Source organism: Coprobacillus sp. AF33-1AC, from assembly GCF_003475785.1.
In the GTDB taxonomy this organism is placed as follows: domain Bacteria; phylum Bacillota_I; class Bacilli_A; order Erysipelotrichales; family Coprobacillaceae; genus Faecalibacillus.
Genome location: NZ_QRQB01000003.1, coordinates 35,243 through 52,406, shown reverse-complemented (window position 1 = coordinate 52,406; position 17,164 = coordinate 35,243). Strand labels below are relative to the sequence as shown.

Here is a 17,164-nt window from a genome sequence, read left to right as displayed (position 1 = left end):
AAAGGTGATAAAAATGGGGATAAAATTATTAAATAAAAAAAATTGGCAACAAGCCATAGTATTAGTCAATAAACAACTTGATAGTACAAATGATGAAACAGTAAAAAAACAATGGATGAAATACAACAACAAAGAATACTACATACATACTACTGTACTTACATATTTAGATGATCAAGGGGGAATGATCTCTTTAAATATGAAAACAGGTTTTATTCATTTTTTACTAGGTAATGAACTGTCAAAAAAAGAATTATTACAAGTAGCGCTTGATTTGACAACAATTGATTTATATGCAATATATCAAACATCAGATATATCATTATATAAACAATTTGGTTTTGTTCAAGAACAAAACCAAGTTCATTATACAAGAGAAACTAAAAAACGTTTTGATAGCTATGAACAAGTCTGTCACTTTATAGCGAGTCAAAAAGATCGGGTTTATAGTTTAGATAACTTTAAACATTATATGCAAGCTTTACATAATCCACAATTAGCTTTAAATTGTGTTCATATTGGTGGGACAAATGGTAAAGGTTCTACTACAAACTATATAAGAGAAGTATTACAAGATAGTGGTTATAAAGTAGGAACATTTACTTCGCCAGCAATGTATTCAAGATTAGATATTATTAGAGTACAAAATCAATTTATTGATGATGCAACGATGGTAAGATTTGCTAATCGTTATGTTGATTTATGGCTAAAATATGAAATTAGTATGTTTGAAATTGAAGTCTTTATTGCTTTGATGTATTTTATTGAACAAGGTGTCGATTTGGCTATTTTTGAAGTGGGTTTAGGTGGTAGTTTAGATGCTACGAATATTATTAGACCACTTGTAGCTGTTAATACCAACATTGGTATGGATCATGTCGATTATTTAGGACATACTTATCAAAGTATTGCCTATAATAAAGCAGGAATCGTTAAAGATGGAATTGATTATATTACAGGGGAAAGAAAAGCAGAATGTTTAGATGTTTTTAAAGAAGTATGTAAAAAGCATCATAGTAAGCTTATTCAAGTTCCTCAAGTACAAAATATGCAAGATGGTTATCAAGTAAGTTATGATTATCATGATTTACATATTGTTTTAAATACGCCAGCTCTTTATCAAGTTGATAATAGTATGCTTGCGATAAGTGTACTTGAATATTTAAAAGAACATAATGATTATCAGTTTAGTAAAGAAACATTACTTAAGGGATTATATGAAGCTTCTTGGCCAGGACGTTTTGAAAAGATTCATGAACACCCTTTAGTTATTTTAGATGGTGCACATAATAAAGAAGGAATTGCCCGTTTTGTAGAGGGAGCTAAAAAATACCAAGATATTAAAATTGTTTTTAGTGCTTTAAAAGATAAAGATACAAATCATATGATTGAACAATTGTTAACTTTAACAGATGATTTAACTATTACTCAGTTTCCTCATCCTCGTGGTACAACAGCTAAGGATTTAGCTAAAGATTATCCAGTCAAGATTGAAACAGATTTTAAAAAAGCTGTAGATGAAGCGTTTTGTCATCAAGGAACAGTTTTTATTACGGGTTCACTTTATTTTATTAGTCAAGTAAGACAATATTTACAAACAAAAGAAAGGGTATCTAAAGAATTAAAGTAAAAGCCATTAAAATGTTTACAATATGTAAGGAGGCTTAGTTATCATGCAAGATATTTATTATTTTAATGGGCAGGATATTACAATGAATGTATGTATTCAAATTCATAGAGTGATTAATCTTTTATAAGAACAGGAGCATATAGATTTTGAGGAAGCTGTTGGAAGATTTTATGGTTCAAGGACATACAAAACATTAACCCAAGTAGAAAACGGTTTATGGGCTGAAAATGCAGAATATATACTTGATCTTTTTAATGAAGAAAATAAGAGTATAGGTGAATAATGGGATATTTTCAAGGGTTATCTTGTTTTTATCCTTTTTTTGTAGTATGATGTCGATTGTATACAATTTGTATATAATATTAGAAAAAGGGGGAGTCTACTTTTTAAAGTAGCAATCATGTACGGTCATTGATCGGAATTAACGCCTGTGGACTAGAAAAGAGGACGAAGCAGGAAAGATTGATTTAAATTGTAGCAATCAAACAATGATTCAGATTATTTTAGGAATTTTAATCGTTTTGATTGGGGTGTTTGTTTTTTACAAATATCCGATGAAAAGTGATGTCAAGCAAATGGTGCTTGGAGCATTACTGGTCGTTTTATCCATTGTGTTAAAACGTTTAGCTATTATGGTACCTTTCTTAGGTTTTCCAAGTTTTAAGATTACCTTAGAAGTGTTTCCATTAATTGTTGCTGGTTTAACATTAAAACCAGGTTATTGTTATATTGTTGCTTTGGCAACAGATGGATTAGGTTTAATTCTTGCTAATGCAGGAGGATTTCCATTTTTTGGCTTTACTTTAAATGCCATTTTACAAACCTTAATTCCATGTTTTTTAAAACAAAATTTAGTGGGGGAAAAATGGGAAACAAAGATTGATAAAATTGTTTATGCAGGGATGAGTATTATTGCTTTGGCTGCTTCGCTTTATGTGGTTTTCTTAAATAAAGTAACAATCTCTGATCAAGTCTTTGTTATTACATCGTCAATGAAAATAACTATTATTGCCGTTGTATGGTTATTGATTATTGTTATATTTTTAGCGATGTATTTTTATAAAAAGAAAATATCTGCTAAGGAGTATCATCAATTTAATTTAGTTGTGATGTCAGTTATTTTAATTGATTTAGTCGTTACTTTTGTTTTAACTCCTTACTGGTTAGATGTGATGTATGGTATACCATTTTTTGCATCATCGTTTCTTAGAATGTTAAAAGCCTGTGTTATGATACCAGTGAGTATCATTGTGATTAACACAGTTTATCATATAATATCAAGAACATTAAAATTGGATTAACATCCAATTTTTTTGTTTATTCTGTTTAAATATGTCCATGCTATAAATGGAGATGAAGAAGATGAATATAGAAAAATATAATAAGGTAGCAAATAGTCATCAACCTCAAAAACATATCCTCAATCATACTTTGATGGCTTTTTTTTCAGGAGGAATCATTGGGATTATTGGAGAACTGATTTTGTGCTTCTATCAATATATATTTGATATATCTTTAAAAGAGGCAACACCTTTGATGATTATTACAATGGTTTTAATAGCCTCTATTTTAACAGGTTTAGGTATTTATGATCGATTGGGGGCAAAGTGTGGTGCTGGAACCTTTATTCCAATTACTGGATTTGCTAATGCGATGACTTCGAGTGCAATGGAAGGAAAAAGTGAAGGATTGGTTACTGGAATTGGGGCTAATATTTTTAAGTTAGGTGGCTGTGTGATTATGTTTGGTATCGTCTCGTCATTTATTTTAGGAGGAATTCGTTATGTCATCGGTTATTTCTGGTAATTCTTTTCTTTTAGAAAATGTCTATATTCAAAATTGTGCAACAACAGTCGGTCCTTTAGAACATCAAGGACCCTTAGGAGCTTATTTTGATCAAGCTTATCAAGATTATCATTTAGGTTATAAAAGTTATGAACAAGCAGAAATAGCCATGCTTCAAGATGCTATTGCATTAGTGTTAAAAAAATCTAAAGTAAAAAAAGAAGCGATAGATTTATACTATGGTGGTGATTTGAATAATCAGCTTGCAACAACTTATTATTTAGCACCCTTTTTAAAAAGACCAACAATAGGTTTATATGGTGCTTGTTCAACCCTTGCATTAGCTATTATTCAAGCTAGTTTGATGATTGAAAATCATGTCATTAATCAGGCAATCAGTTTTACTGCTAGTCATAATGCTACGGCTGAAAGACAATTTCGTTATCCCAACGAATATGGTATTCAAAGAAGGGAAACGATGACTTTTACAGGAACTGGTGCTGTAGCAGTTCATTTAGGTTTAAAACCATCTAAAATTAAAATTACTGCGGTAACTCTAGGTAAAGTTGTTGATTATATGCAAGATGACCCTAATGATATGCCTCGAGCTATGGCGCCAGCAGCCTATGATACTTATAAACAACATATGAAAGATCTTCATCGTCAAGGAATTGATTATGATTTGATTTTAACTGGTGATTTATCGCAAGCTGGTAAAAGTATTTTTGAAGATATGTTAAATGAAGAACATCTTCATTATAAATATTATGATGATTGTGGTTGTTTATTATATGATAAAAAACAAGCCGTTAATCAAGGTGGAAGTGGTCCCGTATGTTCAGGACTTGTGACTTTTGGCTATATCTATCAAAAAATGCTAGCAGGAAAATATCGTCGTGTTTTATTACTCGCAACGGGGGCGCTTTTAAATCCAGTGATGGTTAATCAAAAACTAACGATTCCTTGTGTTTGTCATGGTTTTGTTTTGGAGGTGGCTTCATGAATTTTTTACTGGCTTTTGTTTTTTGTGGTTTTGTTTGTGCACTAGGACAACTGATTTATGAATATACAAAATGGACACCGGGACATATTACGAGTTTATTTGTTGTCATTGGTTCATTTTTAGATTTGTTTCATATTTATGATCAGTTAGTAAAAATTTTTCGTGCTGGGGCACTTCTTCCGATTACAAGTTTTGGACATTCTTTAATGCATGGTGCTTTAGCTGCTACAGAGAAGTTTGGTATTTTTGGATTAAGTATGGGAATGTTTGATTTAACGGCGGCCGGTATTTCTTCAGCAATCTTATTTGCTTTTTTAGTGGCAGTATTGGTTAAACCTAAATCATGATGAAGAATCCATCTTTTGATCTTAATCAAAGGTATCTTGATTATCGTGGCCGTAAAATTGAGGTTGATTATGTATCAAGTCTATGCAGTGATGATTTAATTGCTTATTTGGTTGAAGGAATTGTCAATGATCGGGGAGAAACTTTAAAAGATTGTTTAAATAATGGAGATGTTAAAGAAGAAAATAATCCTGAAGTTTATCAGTATGATTTATTGTGTGGCTGTGCCATAGTTAAAGATGGTCAACATGTCTATGTTTTAGATACTAGACATTTTCCTAGTCGTTCAATTGAACAACCGGATACTGAAAAATCAGTAAGAGGGAGTAAAGATGGATTTAATGAAACTTTACTTAATTGTGTAGGACTTATTAGAAGAAGAATTAGAACTTTAGATTTAGTTATGGATAAACAATCAGTAGGTATTTATAATAAAATGGATATTTGTGTTTGTTATTTAAAAAGTCGGGTAGATCAAACAATGTTAGATGAAATCCTACATCGTATTAAAAATTTAAAAAATGATGATTTAATTATGTCTGATCGAGCTTTAGAAGAGTTGATCTTTGATCAAGGTTACAATCCTTTCCCATTAGTACGATATAGTGAAAGACCAGATATTGTGGCTACCCATATTATGCATGGTTATATTGCGATTATTTGTGATACATCAAGTTCTGTGATGATGCTACCGACGACATTATTTGAAATTTTAGAACATGTTGAAGAACATCGGCAAACACCGATTATTGGTACTTGTATTCGTTTGATTCGTTGTGCATCTGTTTTTCTTTCTTTGTATTTAGTGCCTATTTGGATGTTACTTTCATCAATGAATTTAACCAAAGTATATCAAATCTTATTAGTAGAACTGGCAATTGAATTGTTGAGGATTGCAACGATTCATACACCTGATTCTATTAGTAATGCGATGGGGATGATTGCTGCTGTATTACTTGGACAATTTGCAATTGATTTAGGTATGTTTTCAGCAGAGATACTTTTATATTGTGCGATTGGGAATGTTTGTGGTTTTGCTACACCTAATTATGAATTGTCACTTACGAATAAGTATTTAAAGATTGTCATGATTATTCTTGTAGGATTATTTGGTATTATTGGTTTTATTCTTTTTCAAATTGTGATGTATGGTTTTTTGATTTATTTAAGGCCTTTTGGTTTTTCTTATCTTTATCCTCTTATTCCTTTTGATGGTAAGAAATTAGGACAATTTTTAATTCGTAAACCTAAACAAGAAAAGTAAAATCTATTGAAGATTTTACTTTTTTATTTACGAATATGTCATTATTTGTTAGAATTTATGCATTGTGTAAAGAAGGTGAGCGCAAATGGTATCAGGACAAATAATAGGTAAAAATATTTTAGATATGCGTTTAGAATTTGAAATGTCACAAGTAGAATTAGCAAATCAATTACATGTCAGTAAATCATTAATTTCTGCTTATGAAAAAGGAAATCGTAAACCCTCATTAGATGTATTAGAAAGTATGGCTGCTTTATTTTATGTAGAAGTTGATTATTTTTTAAAGGAACATCATGAAGGTGAAGAAGTGAGTCAAAGTGTAGATGTTTCAGATTTAAAAAGTGATCAAAAAGAGCTTATTTTTAAAATGATAGCCGAATTTAAAAAGCAAAATTATTATGAAAGATTACTCATGGAGGAATCTTAAATTTTATGATATAATGACGACAAATGGGGTGAAATCATGGAATATCAAATTATTTTAGATGATTTTCAAGGTCCTTTGGATTTATTGTTACATCTAATTAAAGAAAAGGAAATGGATTTACAAACAATTGAATTATCAGTGATTATTGATCAATATTTAGAGTATATTCATATGATGGAATCCTCACAACTTGAAATCATGTCTGAGTATTTAGTCATGGCGGCAGATTTGATTGAAATGAAAAGTAAGATGTTGTTACCTAAAGCTAAGGTAGAAATTGAAGATGAATATCAAGAAGATCCTCGTGAAGCATTGATTAGAAGATTAATTGAATATAAACGTTATAAAGACGTTTTAGATGAACTGAAAGAAAAATATGAACAGCGTCAAACAATGTATATTAAACCAGCTGATGATATGGAAGAATATGTGGTCGATACTTCTACAATGATTCCAGATCATTTAGAAGTGTATGATTTAATGAAAGCAATGCAAAAGATGTTTCAACGAAAGGCTTTATTAAAGCCTTTAGATACGCATATTTCACGTAAAGATATTTCTATTGATCAAAGATCAGATGAAATTCGTGAGTTTTTAAAACAAAGAGTTCAAAAGAAAGTAAAATTAGAAGAATTATTTGATCGCGCAGATCGTTATTATTTCATTGTTACTTTTCTTTCAGTGTTGGTGTTAGCTAAAGATCACGAATTAGAAATCATTCAAAATGATCTATTTGATGATATTTATGTGGAGGGAAAATATGAATAATAGAATGTTTGATATTATTGAAGGAATGCTTTATTTAAGAGGGGATGAAGGCATTGATATAAAAGAGCTAGCACAAGTCTTAGAAATCTCTAAAAAAGAAGCTGTTCAAGCTATGGATCAATTTATAGAACATTATCAAAGACGAGGTTTTCATGGAATTCAAGTTGTTGATTTTGGAGGACGTTATAAATTAGCAACAAATAGTGAATATGTGATGTATTTTCAAAAACTTGTAGAACAATCCAAAGCCAGTTTATCTAATGCTGCTTTAGAAACCTTGGCTATTATTGCTTATAATCAGCCTATTACCCGCGCTAAAGTTGAAGATATTCGTGGTGTAGGTTGTGATGCGATGATAAGAAAATTGATTGCTAAGGCATTAATTAAGGAAGTAGGAAGAGAAGAAACACCAGGACTACCTATTTTATATGGAGTAACGGATGAGTTTATGGATGCTTTTTCTTTAACTTCATTAGACGAACTTCCTGAACTAGGAGATATCATTGAAACAGAAACAGATGAAGATATTTTTAGTACACGTTATCGAGAAGAAGTAGGTGAAGATGATGAAACTACTGAATCATCTAAAGACAATTAATAAACATAAATATTATGTAACAAAACTTTGTTTTCGTTGTGGTTTATATAAACAAGGTTTGCTTCATGATTTATCTAAGTATTCCTATACTGAATTAAAAACTGGAGCAAAATATTGGTGCGGAACTCGTTCTCCTAATTCTATAGAAAGAGAGACAATAGGTTATTCTTCAGCCTGGTTGCATCATAAAGGCCGTAATAAACATCATTGGGAATATTGGGTTGACTTTTCTCATCAAGGAGTGACAGCGGCAAGAATGCCTGATCGCTATGTCGTTGAAATGTTTTGTGATCGGGTTGCTGCAACATTAGTCTATCGTGGCAAAGATTTCGATAACAGTGCACCATTAGATTATTATTTAAAAACGCATGATTATTATGTTATGCATCCTGAAACAGATGCCATGATTAAAGATATGTTAGAACATTTAGCTAATAGTAATCTTGATGAAACGATTGCTTACATAAAAGAAAGATACTTATAAGAATCATTTGATTCTTTTTTATTTTATAAAGAGAATATCTTGTAAGAAATGATGAATTTGTTTATCATATACCTAGTTAAAGGAGAAGATTATGAAAATTACAGAGTTATTAAATATAGACGCTATTGATCTTCAACCTCATGTTTCTTCTAAGCAAGAAGCAATAGAACATATGGTTGATTTATTAGATCAAACAGGGTGTTTAAATGATAAAGAAAAATATAAAGAAAGTGTATTACAAAGAGAACAACAAAGTACAACAGGTATTGGTGATGGTGTTGCTATCCCTCATGGTCAAAGTGAAGGAGTAGCACAAGCTGCCTTAGGAGCCATGGTTGTAAAAGAAGGGTTAGATTTTCAAGCCTTAGATGGACAGCCTACTTATTTGTTTTTTATGATTGCTGCGCCAAAAGAAGCAGGAGGAGTTCACTTACAAGCTTTAGCTAAATTATCTACTTTATTAATGGATGAATCATTTAGACAAGCACTAATTCAGGCTCCTTCTAAAGAAGCGTTTAAACAATTAATTGATGAAAAAGAAAATGAAAAAACAGAAGTTAAACAACAAGTTCATCCTGATGTTTTAGCAGTGACAGCTTGTCCAACGGGAATTGCTCATACTTTTATGGCAGCTGAAGCTTTAAATCAAGCAGGAGAAAAATTAAATATTTCCATTAAAGTAGAAACAAATGGTCAAGAAGGAGTTAAAAATGGACTGACTCAAGATGATATTGATCATTGTAAAGCTATTATTGTTGCTGCTGATAAAAAGGTAGAAATGGCTCGTTTTGAAGGGGAAAATGTGATTCAAGTACCTGTTAAAGATGGTATTTCTAAAGCTGAAGAATTAGTTAAAAAAGCAATGAATCAAGAAGGTGTGATTTATCATCATGGACAAAATGAAAAAGAAAAAATCAACCCTATTCGTATTTTCTATAAACATTTAATGAATGGTGTTTCTCATGCTTTACCTTTTGCAGTGGCTGGAGGAGTCTTATATGGTGTTCTTCATTTATGTCAAAACGCTTTAGCGAATAGTACGCTACTATCAGTTTTAGCGATGATTTATCAATTATTAATGTTAATGATTATTCCTGTTTTAAGTGGTTATATCGCTGACAGTATTGCTGATCGTCCTGCGATGGTATCAGGATTTATGGGAGGGCTTATTGTTTGTCAAGGAATGGCAGTAAATACGATTCCTACATGGAATGGAACTTTTGTACCTTCATTATTCGTCGGTATTATAGCTGGTTTTATTGCTGGATATTTCTCTTTATTATTGAAGAAATTATTAAGTTATTTACCATCATGTTTAAAAGGTATTGAAGCATCATTATTACATCCAGTGATTTCTACTGGAGTAGTGATGTTAGTGATGATCTTTTTAAATCCTTATTTATATTATGTACATAATGGTATTTTAAATTTAGTTTATCAATTTGAAATTAATACACCAACTAAGATTCTTTTTGGGGCTGTACTAGGTATGATGATGGCTATTGATATGGGTGGACCTATTAATAAAACGGCTTATGTATTTGGTATTGGTATGATTATTAATCATGATTATACAACGATGGCAGCTATTATGGCAGGAGGAATGGTACCTCCACTTGTAATTGCTTTAACTGCTACATTAAAGAAAAATAAATGGTCTGGAAGAAGAAAAGAAGCTTTAATGAATTATATCAATGGTATTTCATTTATTTCTGAAGGAGCGATTCCTTTCATGCAAGAAAATCCACAAACTGTTTTAACAGCTTGTTGTATTGGTGCTGCAATAACAGGTGGATTATCTATGTATTTTAATTGTGGTATTGCTTCACCACATGGTGGATTATTTTTAATCTGGATGGTTGATTATCCGTTACAATATTTAATTTCTATTCTTGCAGGAACGGTGATTGGTTCGCTTTTATTACTTGTTCTTAAATCGAAAAAAGAAAATTCTTAATCTGGAATTTTCTTTTTTTTGTTTAAAAACATAAAATTATGTTGATTATAACAATATTATTTAATTTTTTTGTATTTTATGTATTGCTTTTTTAAAAAGACAATGTTATTATGTCTATACAAGATAAATATGTATAGATAAGTTAATCGTAATTAAACGGCAAAGCTATCGCAAGGTAGTGACGCAAAACTATAGGGTCTTACTAAGACAGCCAGTTGCAATCAGTAAGATTGTGGCTGGTTTTTTTTTAGGGAAGGAGCAAGCAGATGAAAAGACATCGTCAAGTATTTAAGAAATTATTAGAACTCAGTTTAACATTTGTTTTAATTTTCGCAACATGTATTACTCATACTTATGGTACCAGTGATTCTACAACTCACACTACAACCAATACTTTTATCAGTGATGGTGGCGAATATTCTCTTGCTTATATTTTAAGTCATTATAATGTATTTACTTTTGACTATTATAAAGGAACGCATGTTGTGGGACCAATGATCGTAGGTGGTGAAGCAGGAAGAACAACATTACAAGGAGATGGTAGTGGTTCTTTAGCCCTTGGTGGTTTATCAACTTCTTCATCGCAACCTTTTCCTCATCTTGTTCCATCTTATATTAAAGGGAAAGCTAGTATTGGAAATACCGTTACAACACGTTCAAATGTCCCCTTCTATTTAGGAACAGTCAATCAAAATAATAGTTATACATTAGCAGGTGCTAATGGTAACTATTATGATTATTACTTCAGTGATAATTATGTAGATTTTAATCAAGCTAAAAGTTTAATTAAAGCTGATGCTGATATTTATCAAAATTATGAAGGACCTTCACAAAATGGCGAAACGATAAAAAAGGTAGAAATTAATATTGGTGATGCGTTTCAATATTTTAAAAATAATCCAGATCAAGATAAATATGACTATCAAGACTATGTTGTTTATAAAGATGTGGTTAATAGTGAAATAAAATTAGCGGTTAAATTAAAATTAGGTAATAATTATCATTTTACAAGTTTTAATAATGTGAGCACAATTATTTATGATTATGAAGCCAATAGTGATCCTTCAGATAAAACAACAATTATTTCTTGTAATGACGATAAAATTGATTCTTTTCCAATTATTTTAAAATCACAAAGTGATGCAATGGGTAAATCTGAAGGTTTAACATTAGCTAACGAAAAATTTTATCAGTTTGATAGTATTGAAAGTGGTCAAAATTTATCAGTGACTTATATTTGTCCTAACGCTACCAATATTGAAATAGGAAACGAAAAAAATCATCCTGGAATTGGTAAACTTAATGGGCATTTGGTAGCTGTCAATGCTGATGTTAAGATCTTAAATGGTGATTATAACGGAACTTTGATTGTTAAATCAGTTGACTCTAAAGCAGAAGGACATATGTGGTCATATAAAGGAATTATTACTCCAGGTTCACTTGATTTAACCCTTAATAAAAAAGTTAACGGACAAGTACCTGATCAAACATTTGAATTTAGCTTACAACAAGTATCGGGACCTGATGATTCATCCATTACTCAACAATTTAGAAATAGTCTTGTGACGAGTCAAACCCTAAAAGATGGATCATTTAAATTTAAATTAAGTGGTTTTGACCGAGCTGGAACATACATATATCAAATTAAAGAAATGAATAATGATGGTTATTTATGTACACCTGAAGCCCTTTTTGCAAAGGTAGAAGTCACTCAAAGTGGAACGCTCATGCTACCTCGTTTAGTTGGTTATTATTTAGATGAAAATTGTACGCAAAGTGCAGAGGCAATATTTAATAATCTTTCAAAAACAAAGTTAACTTTACAAAAGGTTTGGAAAGATAAAGATAATCAAGATATGGAAGCACCTCGTGATTCTATTAACGTCAATGTTTATCGCCAAGCTTATAAACAAAATGGACATCAGGTACAAATAAGAATCTTACAAAATATAAATGGAACATCAAAAGAAATAAAAAAAGAAACAGTATTTGTTGATGGTGATTTAACTTTTATCGCTGATGCTTCTGTTTTAGCTACAGGACAGAGTTATTATGTGGGTGGTATTAAAAAGGTAACAACAACCAATGGGTCATTAGACATTTCAGAAAGTAAAAATCCGGTATTTGGTACTTTTGATCAATATGGTATTGAAAAAATTAATTTAAGTAAAATAACCAGTGATGCAACCATTGATATTGAAGTGAGTAGTCCTGATGAATATTCACCCGATAATGTTAAGTTAACAGATTTTTCTTATACATCAGGTTCTATACAAAAAATAGGAGAACCTGAACAATATAGCACAGTGACTTTACAAAAAGGACAAAGTTGGAAATCATCATTAGATGTACCAAAGTATAGTCAAGATGGCAATGTTTATCATTATTTTGTAGAAGAAGAACAGCTTGCTGATTATGATGTGACTTATTCAAATGGGGAAACATCATCATCTAAGGCAAGTGATGTTGAAGCTAAAGAAAATGAAACTTTAACGATGACTAATAAACAAAAAGAGACAGTAGAAAATCATTATTTAACAATAACGAAAGTTGACCAAAATGATCATAGTAAGAAGTTAAAGAATGCTAAGTTTAGTTTATATAACGGAAATGAAGAACTTAAAGTAAAAAAAGAAAATGATATCTATTTTTATGATCCTGCTGGAGATGATATATTGACCAGTGATGATCAAGGAATGATTAAAATTGATTTAGACTCTTTCAAGAGTTTAAATATAAAAGATTATGTTCTAAGGGAGAAGGAGGCACCTGAAAATTATTTAAAGACATTTGATGAAATAAAACTTCACTTCGATTGTGAAAATGATTGTTATTACAAGATTGATGATCATGAACAAGTGAAATTGAACGATCATCAAGAACATTGTTTAGAAATAAGCAATGTACAAAGAGATGCAGTTATTAAAGTGCCTAATACAGGATATAAAGAATATCCATATCTGATGTTAGGTATGGGATTAGTAATGATAAGTTTACTAGGATTGATGATTTATAGAAAACAAGGGGGAAAAGGGAATGTTTAAAAAATTATCTCGTTTATTTATTGCAGTCATGATGATTTTGAGTATGACAGTAGGTGTTCATGCTGATAATGCGAATACTGCTAATCTTACAATTGTGAAGGAAGGAGCAACTTTTACTACATATCAAGTATTAAAAGCAACACCTAGTGGTGATGTATATACTTATCAAGTAAATGATGCTTTTAAAGATTTCTTTAAAGGAACTTATACTTTTGATGAAACAAAAGGAATTATCAAAGATGGTAAAGTCTTTTTACCAAATGATCAATTAAATACAACTGTTACAACAAAACCAACAAAAGTAGTGTCAAGTAAAGAAATGGCTGCTTTTACAAAAGCATTACAAGATTATATTAAAGATAATGCTTCAAAAAGTTTTATTACAAAAGATATTCAAAGTGAAAATGCTACTGCTTTGGATATAGGATATTATTTAGTATTAGAAACCAATAACAACAAAGATGATGGTATTGTGGCTTCTAAAGCAATGATGGTTAATTTAGTGGAAGATAAAACAATTTATCCTAAAGATGATCAAGGAGAACTTACTAAAAAGATTCTTAAAGATAATACAGGATTAGACAAAAACAGTGCAGCAATCGGTGATAAAATTCCTTATGAAGTTTCTGCCGTTATTCCAACTTATGATAGTTCAGTTAAAGAAGTGAATTATACTTTTACAGATACAATGTCAAAAGGATTAAAATATCAAGATGATTTAAAAGTTAAATTAGGAGATACTATCCTTACTAAAGATACAGATTATACACTAACAGTTACAGGAGATGCAACTCAAGGTACAACATTAGTCATTAAAATAACAAACAATAATTTATTGTTAACGAGTACAGATAAAAAGATTGTATTAAATTATAGTGCTCAACTTACAAGTGATGCTGCAGTTAATGATGCAACAAAAAATAGTATTAAATTAGTATATAGTCGCATTCCAGGTGTTAATGAAACAACATTAGAAGATAGTACAGAAACTTATACTTATGGTTTAAAGATTATTAAAAAAGCAAATGATCATAGCGGTGAAACACTTGAAGGGGCAGAATTTGCTTTATTTAAAGGAGACGTTCAAATTGGTAAAGCAGTTTCTACTAAAACAGGTGAAGTAAACTTTACTGATATGAATGGTAAAACTTTAGGATTAGATGTAGGAACATATACTTTACGAGAAGTAAAAGCACCAAGTGAATATAGTACATTAGGAAAAGATGTTAAACTTACGCTTACAGCTAACACTGATTTATCAAAGAAACCAACAATGACAGTGACAACTGCAGATGGTGATATCAAAGAAGCAACAATAGAAAATGATCGTATTAGTATTGTTGACTATAAAGGTATTTCATTACCTGAAACAGGTGGATCAGGAACAACAATCTTCATGATTGTTGGTGGAGGTTTAGTTGTAATAGCTTTAGTAGCTTATGGAATTTATGAATTAAAAGGACGTAAAGACTAAAGAAAGAAGAAGGGATCAGGATGAAAAGAAGAATATTTCAGGCATTGATATTGATGATATTTATCTGCGGTATTGGATTTTTATCCTATCCCAGTCTTGCTAATTACATTAATAGTAAAAATGCAAGAGCAACGATCGTCAAATATCAACAGGATATGACTTCAAGTAGTGATCAAGAATTAAAAGCAATGATGGATGAAGCCTATGCTTATAATCAAAGTTTACCTTGGGCCTTTCCTGCTGATCCTTTTACTAAAAAGAATTTAATTGATACGAAAACAAGTCGTTTTAAGGATTTTAAAATGGTTCAATCAAGGGCATTGATAGGCTATATTGAAATTCCTAAATTAGATTTATATTTACCTATTTATTATGGAACAGATGGAAAAATATTAAATAAAGGAATTGGTCTTATTGAAAATACTTCGTTACCAGTAGGGGGAAAAGGAACCCATGCGGTATTAAGTGGTCATAGTGGTTTACCATCAATGAAGTTATTTACCGATATTGACCAATTGAAAGATGGGGATTTATTTTTTATTCATGTTTTAAATCAGCATTTTGCTTACCGTGTTAATCAAGAAAAAGTCGTTTTACCAACTGAAGTAAAAGACTTAATGATTGAAAAAGATAAAGATTATGTCAGTTTATTAACTTGTACACCTTATGGTGTTAACACACATCGTTTAATAATACGGGGAGAACGATGTGACTACGATTTTTCAAAGAAAGATGAAAATGTATCGGTCATAGAAAAAAATGAATGGTTATGGATGGTTGTTGGCGCATTAGCTATCATAATTATCATAACATTCACTATATATCATAAAAAGAAGGTGAGAAGATGAAAAAGATAATAAGATGCTTGATATTTGTATTGTTAGTGATGATGAATCTAGAGGGGGTTCAGGCATTAAACAGGGGAAGTATTAAAGTGACTTATCATGACGCTACAATTGGCTATATTGATCATATTGAAACAAAAGTATATAAGATTGGTAATTATGATGGGGGAAAAGTCACACTTTTAAATGAGTTTAAGGATTGTGGTATTGATATCAATACCATTAATCAAAAAGATGTCCTAACAAAACAAGTCAAATCATGTATTCAATATATTCATCAAAATCATATCAATACCACAATGACAAAAAGTTCAATCCAAGGCATTGTGGAATTTAACCAACTAGAAAGAGGTATTTATGTTATAGACGCTCATTACACACAAAATGACTACCAAATATCTATCGAACCCATGTTTGTAACATTACCCGAAAAAAGTGAAGCTCTCTATTATAATTATGATATTTCATTAAGACCAAAATTAATGATTACAATGTTAGCACCATATCAAGATTACACAGTTTTAAAAGTGTGGAAGGATCACAATGATGAAAAACATCTTCGTCCCCGTCAAATAAAAGTAGGCCTTTATAAGGATGAAAAACTACAAGAAACAATTACATTAGATGCTCTATCTAACTGGTCTTATACGTTTAAAGACCTTGACAGTGGAGAACATTGGCAAGTAAAAGAGTTAGATATTGACTCAAACTACCAAAGTCATGTTATTGAAAATGACAATCAGTTTATAATCGAAAATACCCTTAAAGAAAAACACTCTATAACCACTGGAGATAATGTGACTTTGACTTTCCATCTTATCTTAATTTGTGTAAGCAGTATTCTATTCTTTTCTCTAATCAAAAAGATAAGATTCAAGAAATAGCATGGGCTATTTCTTTTTTTATTTTCTCTATTAAATAGTAAAGAAATATAAAATAGTTATCATATGATGATGTTAGGAATGTGTATTTGTCTATCAAATCGATATGATATCCTTTCTAACAGAGAAACTGGTAAAGGAAGATGTGATATTATTCTAAAGGCAAAAGATGAAAAACGTACATCATTTGTTTTGGAGTTTAAATACTTAAAAGAAAAGAAAGATAACATACATGATGAGTTAGACAAGGTTGCATGTAAGGCTATTCAACAAATCAAAGATAATCAATATGGTCATGATTTAAAAGGAAAAGTAATTTATATTGCTTTAGCTCATCATGGAAAAGATGTGAGCATGAAATGGCAAGAAAAAAATGATATAACAGGCAATATGGACAAGAAAAAAACAATAGTAATGACTATTGTTTTTTTATCATAAATGACAATTTTATACATATATTAGGATTGCTTACAAGAATCCTTTTTTTTATATCTAAAAACTTGTTTTTAGATATAAAAATACAAAGTTAAACATTTAATTTATCTTGATTTTATCGGTATTTTTTTAAGTTTTAAGGACTTTATTGAAAGCGTGAAAAGACATCCGTATAGTGATGTGGCAGGAGTTAAATTTTAAATGTAAGGAGGGGTTTATTTTAG

16 protein-coding genes and 1 riboswitch are annotated in these 17,164 nt (G+C 30.5%); all 16 genes read left to right on the top strand.

Annotation, left to right across the window (positions count from 1 at the left end; all coding sequences use genetic code 11):
- Nucleotides 1-13 precede the first annotated feature (13 nt).
- The 16 genes from DWZ53_RS02110 to DWZ53_RS02030 all read left to right on the top strand — a co-directional run bounded on the left by DWZ53_RS02110 (nt 14) and on the right by DWZ53_RS02030 (nt 16,943).
- The gene (locus DWZ53_RS02110) at nt 14-1,630 is read left to right on the top strand and encodes a folylpolyglutamate synthase/dihydrofolate synthase family protein (RefSeq protein WP_118431535.1); all 1,617 of its coding nucleotides are present in this window, start codon (nt 14-16) and stop codon (nt 1,628-1,630) included.
- A 488-nt stretch (nt 1,631-2,118) separates the two neighbouring features.
- The gene (locus tag DWZ53_RS02100; protein ID WP_118431533.1) at nt 2,119-2,931 is read left to right on the top strand and encodes a folate family ECF transporter S component; all 813 of its coding nucleotides are present in this window, start codon (nt 2,119-2,121) and stop codon (nt 2,929-2,931) included.
- 61 nt (nt 2,932-2,992) lie between these two features.
- Nucleotides 2,993-3,436: a stage V sporulation protein AC gene (gene spoVAC / locus DWZ53_RS02095; protein ID WP_118431531.1), complete on the top strand. Its 444-nt coding sequence runs from the start codon at nt 2,993-2,995 to the stop codon at nt 3,434-3,436.
- The gene (locus tag DWZ53_RS02090; RefSeq protein ID WP_118431529.1) at nt 3,414-4,418 is read left to right on the top strand and encodes a stage V sporulation protein AD; all 1,005 of its coding nucleotides are present in this window, start codon (nt 3,414-3,416) and stop codon (nt 4,416-4,418) included. The genes spoVAC and DWZ53_RS02090 overlap by 23 nt, the downstream gene beginning before the upstream one ends.
- Nucleotides 4,415-4,765, top strand: a complete 351-nt coding sequence (locus DWZ53_RS02085; protein WP_118431527.1) for a SpoVA/SpoVAEb family sporulation membrane protein — start codon at nt 4,415-4,417, stop codon at nt 4,763-4,765. The genes DWZ53_RS02090 and DWZ53_RS02085 overlap by 4 nt, the downstream gene beginning before the upstream one ends.
- Complete coding sequence (locus tag DWZ53_RS02080) at nt 4,762-6,027, top strand: spore germination protein (protein WP_233541810.1); 1,266 nt, start codon at nt 4,762-4,764, stop codon at nt 6,025-6,027. Before DWZ53_RS02085 ends, DWZ53_RS02080 begins: the two co-directional genes overlap by 4 nt.
- An 85-nt stretch (nt 6,028-6,112) precedes the next feature.
- Nucleotides 6,113-6,454: a helix-turn-helix domain-containing protein gene (locus DWZ53_RS02075; RefSeq protein ID WP_118431523.1), complete on the top strand. Its 342-nt coding sequence runs from the start codon at nt 6,113-6,115 to the stop codon at nt 6,452-6,454.
- Between the two features lie 36 nt (nt 6,455-6,490).
- A complete protein-coding gene (locus tag DWZ53_RS02070; RefSeq protein ID WP_118431521.1) occupies nt 6,491-7,222 on the top strand; it encodes a segregation/condensation protein A in 732 nt (243 codons plus the stop codon).
- A complete protein-coding gene (gene scpB / locus DWZ53_RS02065; protein ID WP_118431519.1) occupies nt 7,215-7,820 on the top strand; it encodes an SMC-Scp complex subunit ScpB in 606 nt (201 codons plus the stop codon). Before DWZ53_RS02070 ends, scpB begins: the two co-directional genes overlap by 8 nt.
- Nucleotides 7,789-8,304, top strand: coding sequence for a DUF5662 family protein (locus DWZ53_RS02060; protein WP_118431517.1), 516 nt, complete (start codon nt 7,789-7,791; stop codon nt 8,302-8,304). The genes scpB and DWZ53_RS02060 overlap by 32 nt, the downstream gene beginning before the upstream one ends.
- Nucleotides 8,305-8,395: 91 nt before the next feature.
- Nucleotides 8,396-10,261 carry a fructose-specific PTS transporter subunit EIIC gene (locus DWZ53_RS02055; RefSeq protein WP_118431515.1) on the top strand — a complete coding sequence of 622 codons (1,866 nt, stop codon included), beginning with the start codon at nt 8,396-8,398 and terminating at the stop codon, nt 10,259-10,261.
- Nucleotides 10,262-10,409: 148 nt separating this feature from the next.
- Nucleotides 10,410-10,484, top strand: a riboswitch (cyclic di-GMP riboswitch).
- A 43-nt stretch (nt 10,485-10,527) separates the two neighbouring features.
- The gene (locus DWZ53_RS02050; protein ID WP_118431513.1) at nt 10,528-13,305 is read left to right on the top strand and encodes a collagen-binding domain-containing protein; all 2,778 of its coding nucleotides are present in this window, start codon (nt 10,528-10,530) and stop codon (nt 13,303-13,305) included.
- The gene (locus DWZ53_RS02045) at nt 13,298-14,779 is read left to right on the top strand and encodes a SpaH/EbpB family LPXTG-anchored major pilin (RefSeq protein WP_118431684.1); all 1,482 of its coding nucleotides are present in this window, start codon (nt 13,298-13,300) and stop codon (nt 14,777-14,779) included. The genes DWZ53_RS02050 and DWZ53_RS02045 overlap by 8 nt, the downstream gene beginning before the upstream one ends.
- Nucleotides 14,780-14,799: 20 nt before the next feature.
- Nucleotides 14,800-15,627: a class C sortase gene (locus tag DWZ53_RS02040; RefSeq protein ID WP_118431511.1), complete on the top strand. Its 828-nt coding sequence runs from the start codon at nt 14,800-14,802 to the stop codon at nt 15,625-15,627.
- A complete protein-coding gene (locus tag DWZ53_RS02035) occupies nt 15,624-16,508 on the top strand; it encodes a Cna B-type domain-containing protein (RefSeq protein ID WP_118431509.1) in 885 nt (294 codons plus the stop codon). The genes DWZ53_RS02040 and DWZ53_RS02035 overlap by 4 nt, the downstream gene beginning before the upstream one ends.
- A 63-nt stretch (nt 16,509-16,571) precedes the next feature.
- Nucleotides 16,572-16,943: a PD-(D/E)XK nuclease domain-containing protein gene (locus DWZ53_RS02030; protein ID WP_118431507.1), complete on the top strand. Its 372-nt coding sequence runs from the start codon at nt 16,572-16,574 to the stop codon at nt 16,941-16,943.
- Nucleotides 16,944-17,164: the final 221 nt, after the last annotated feature.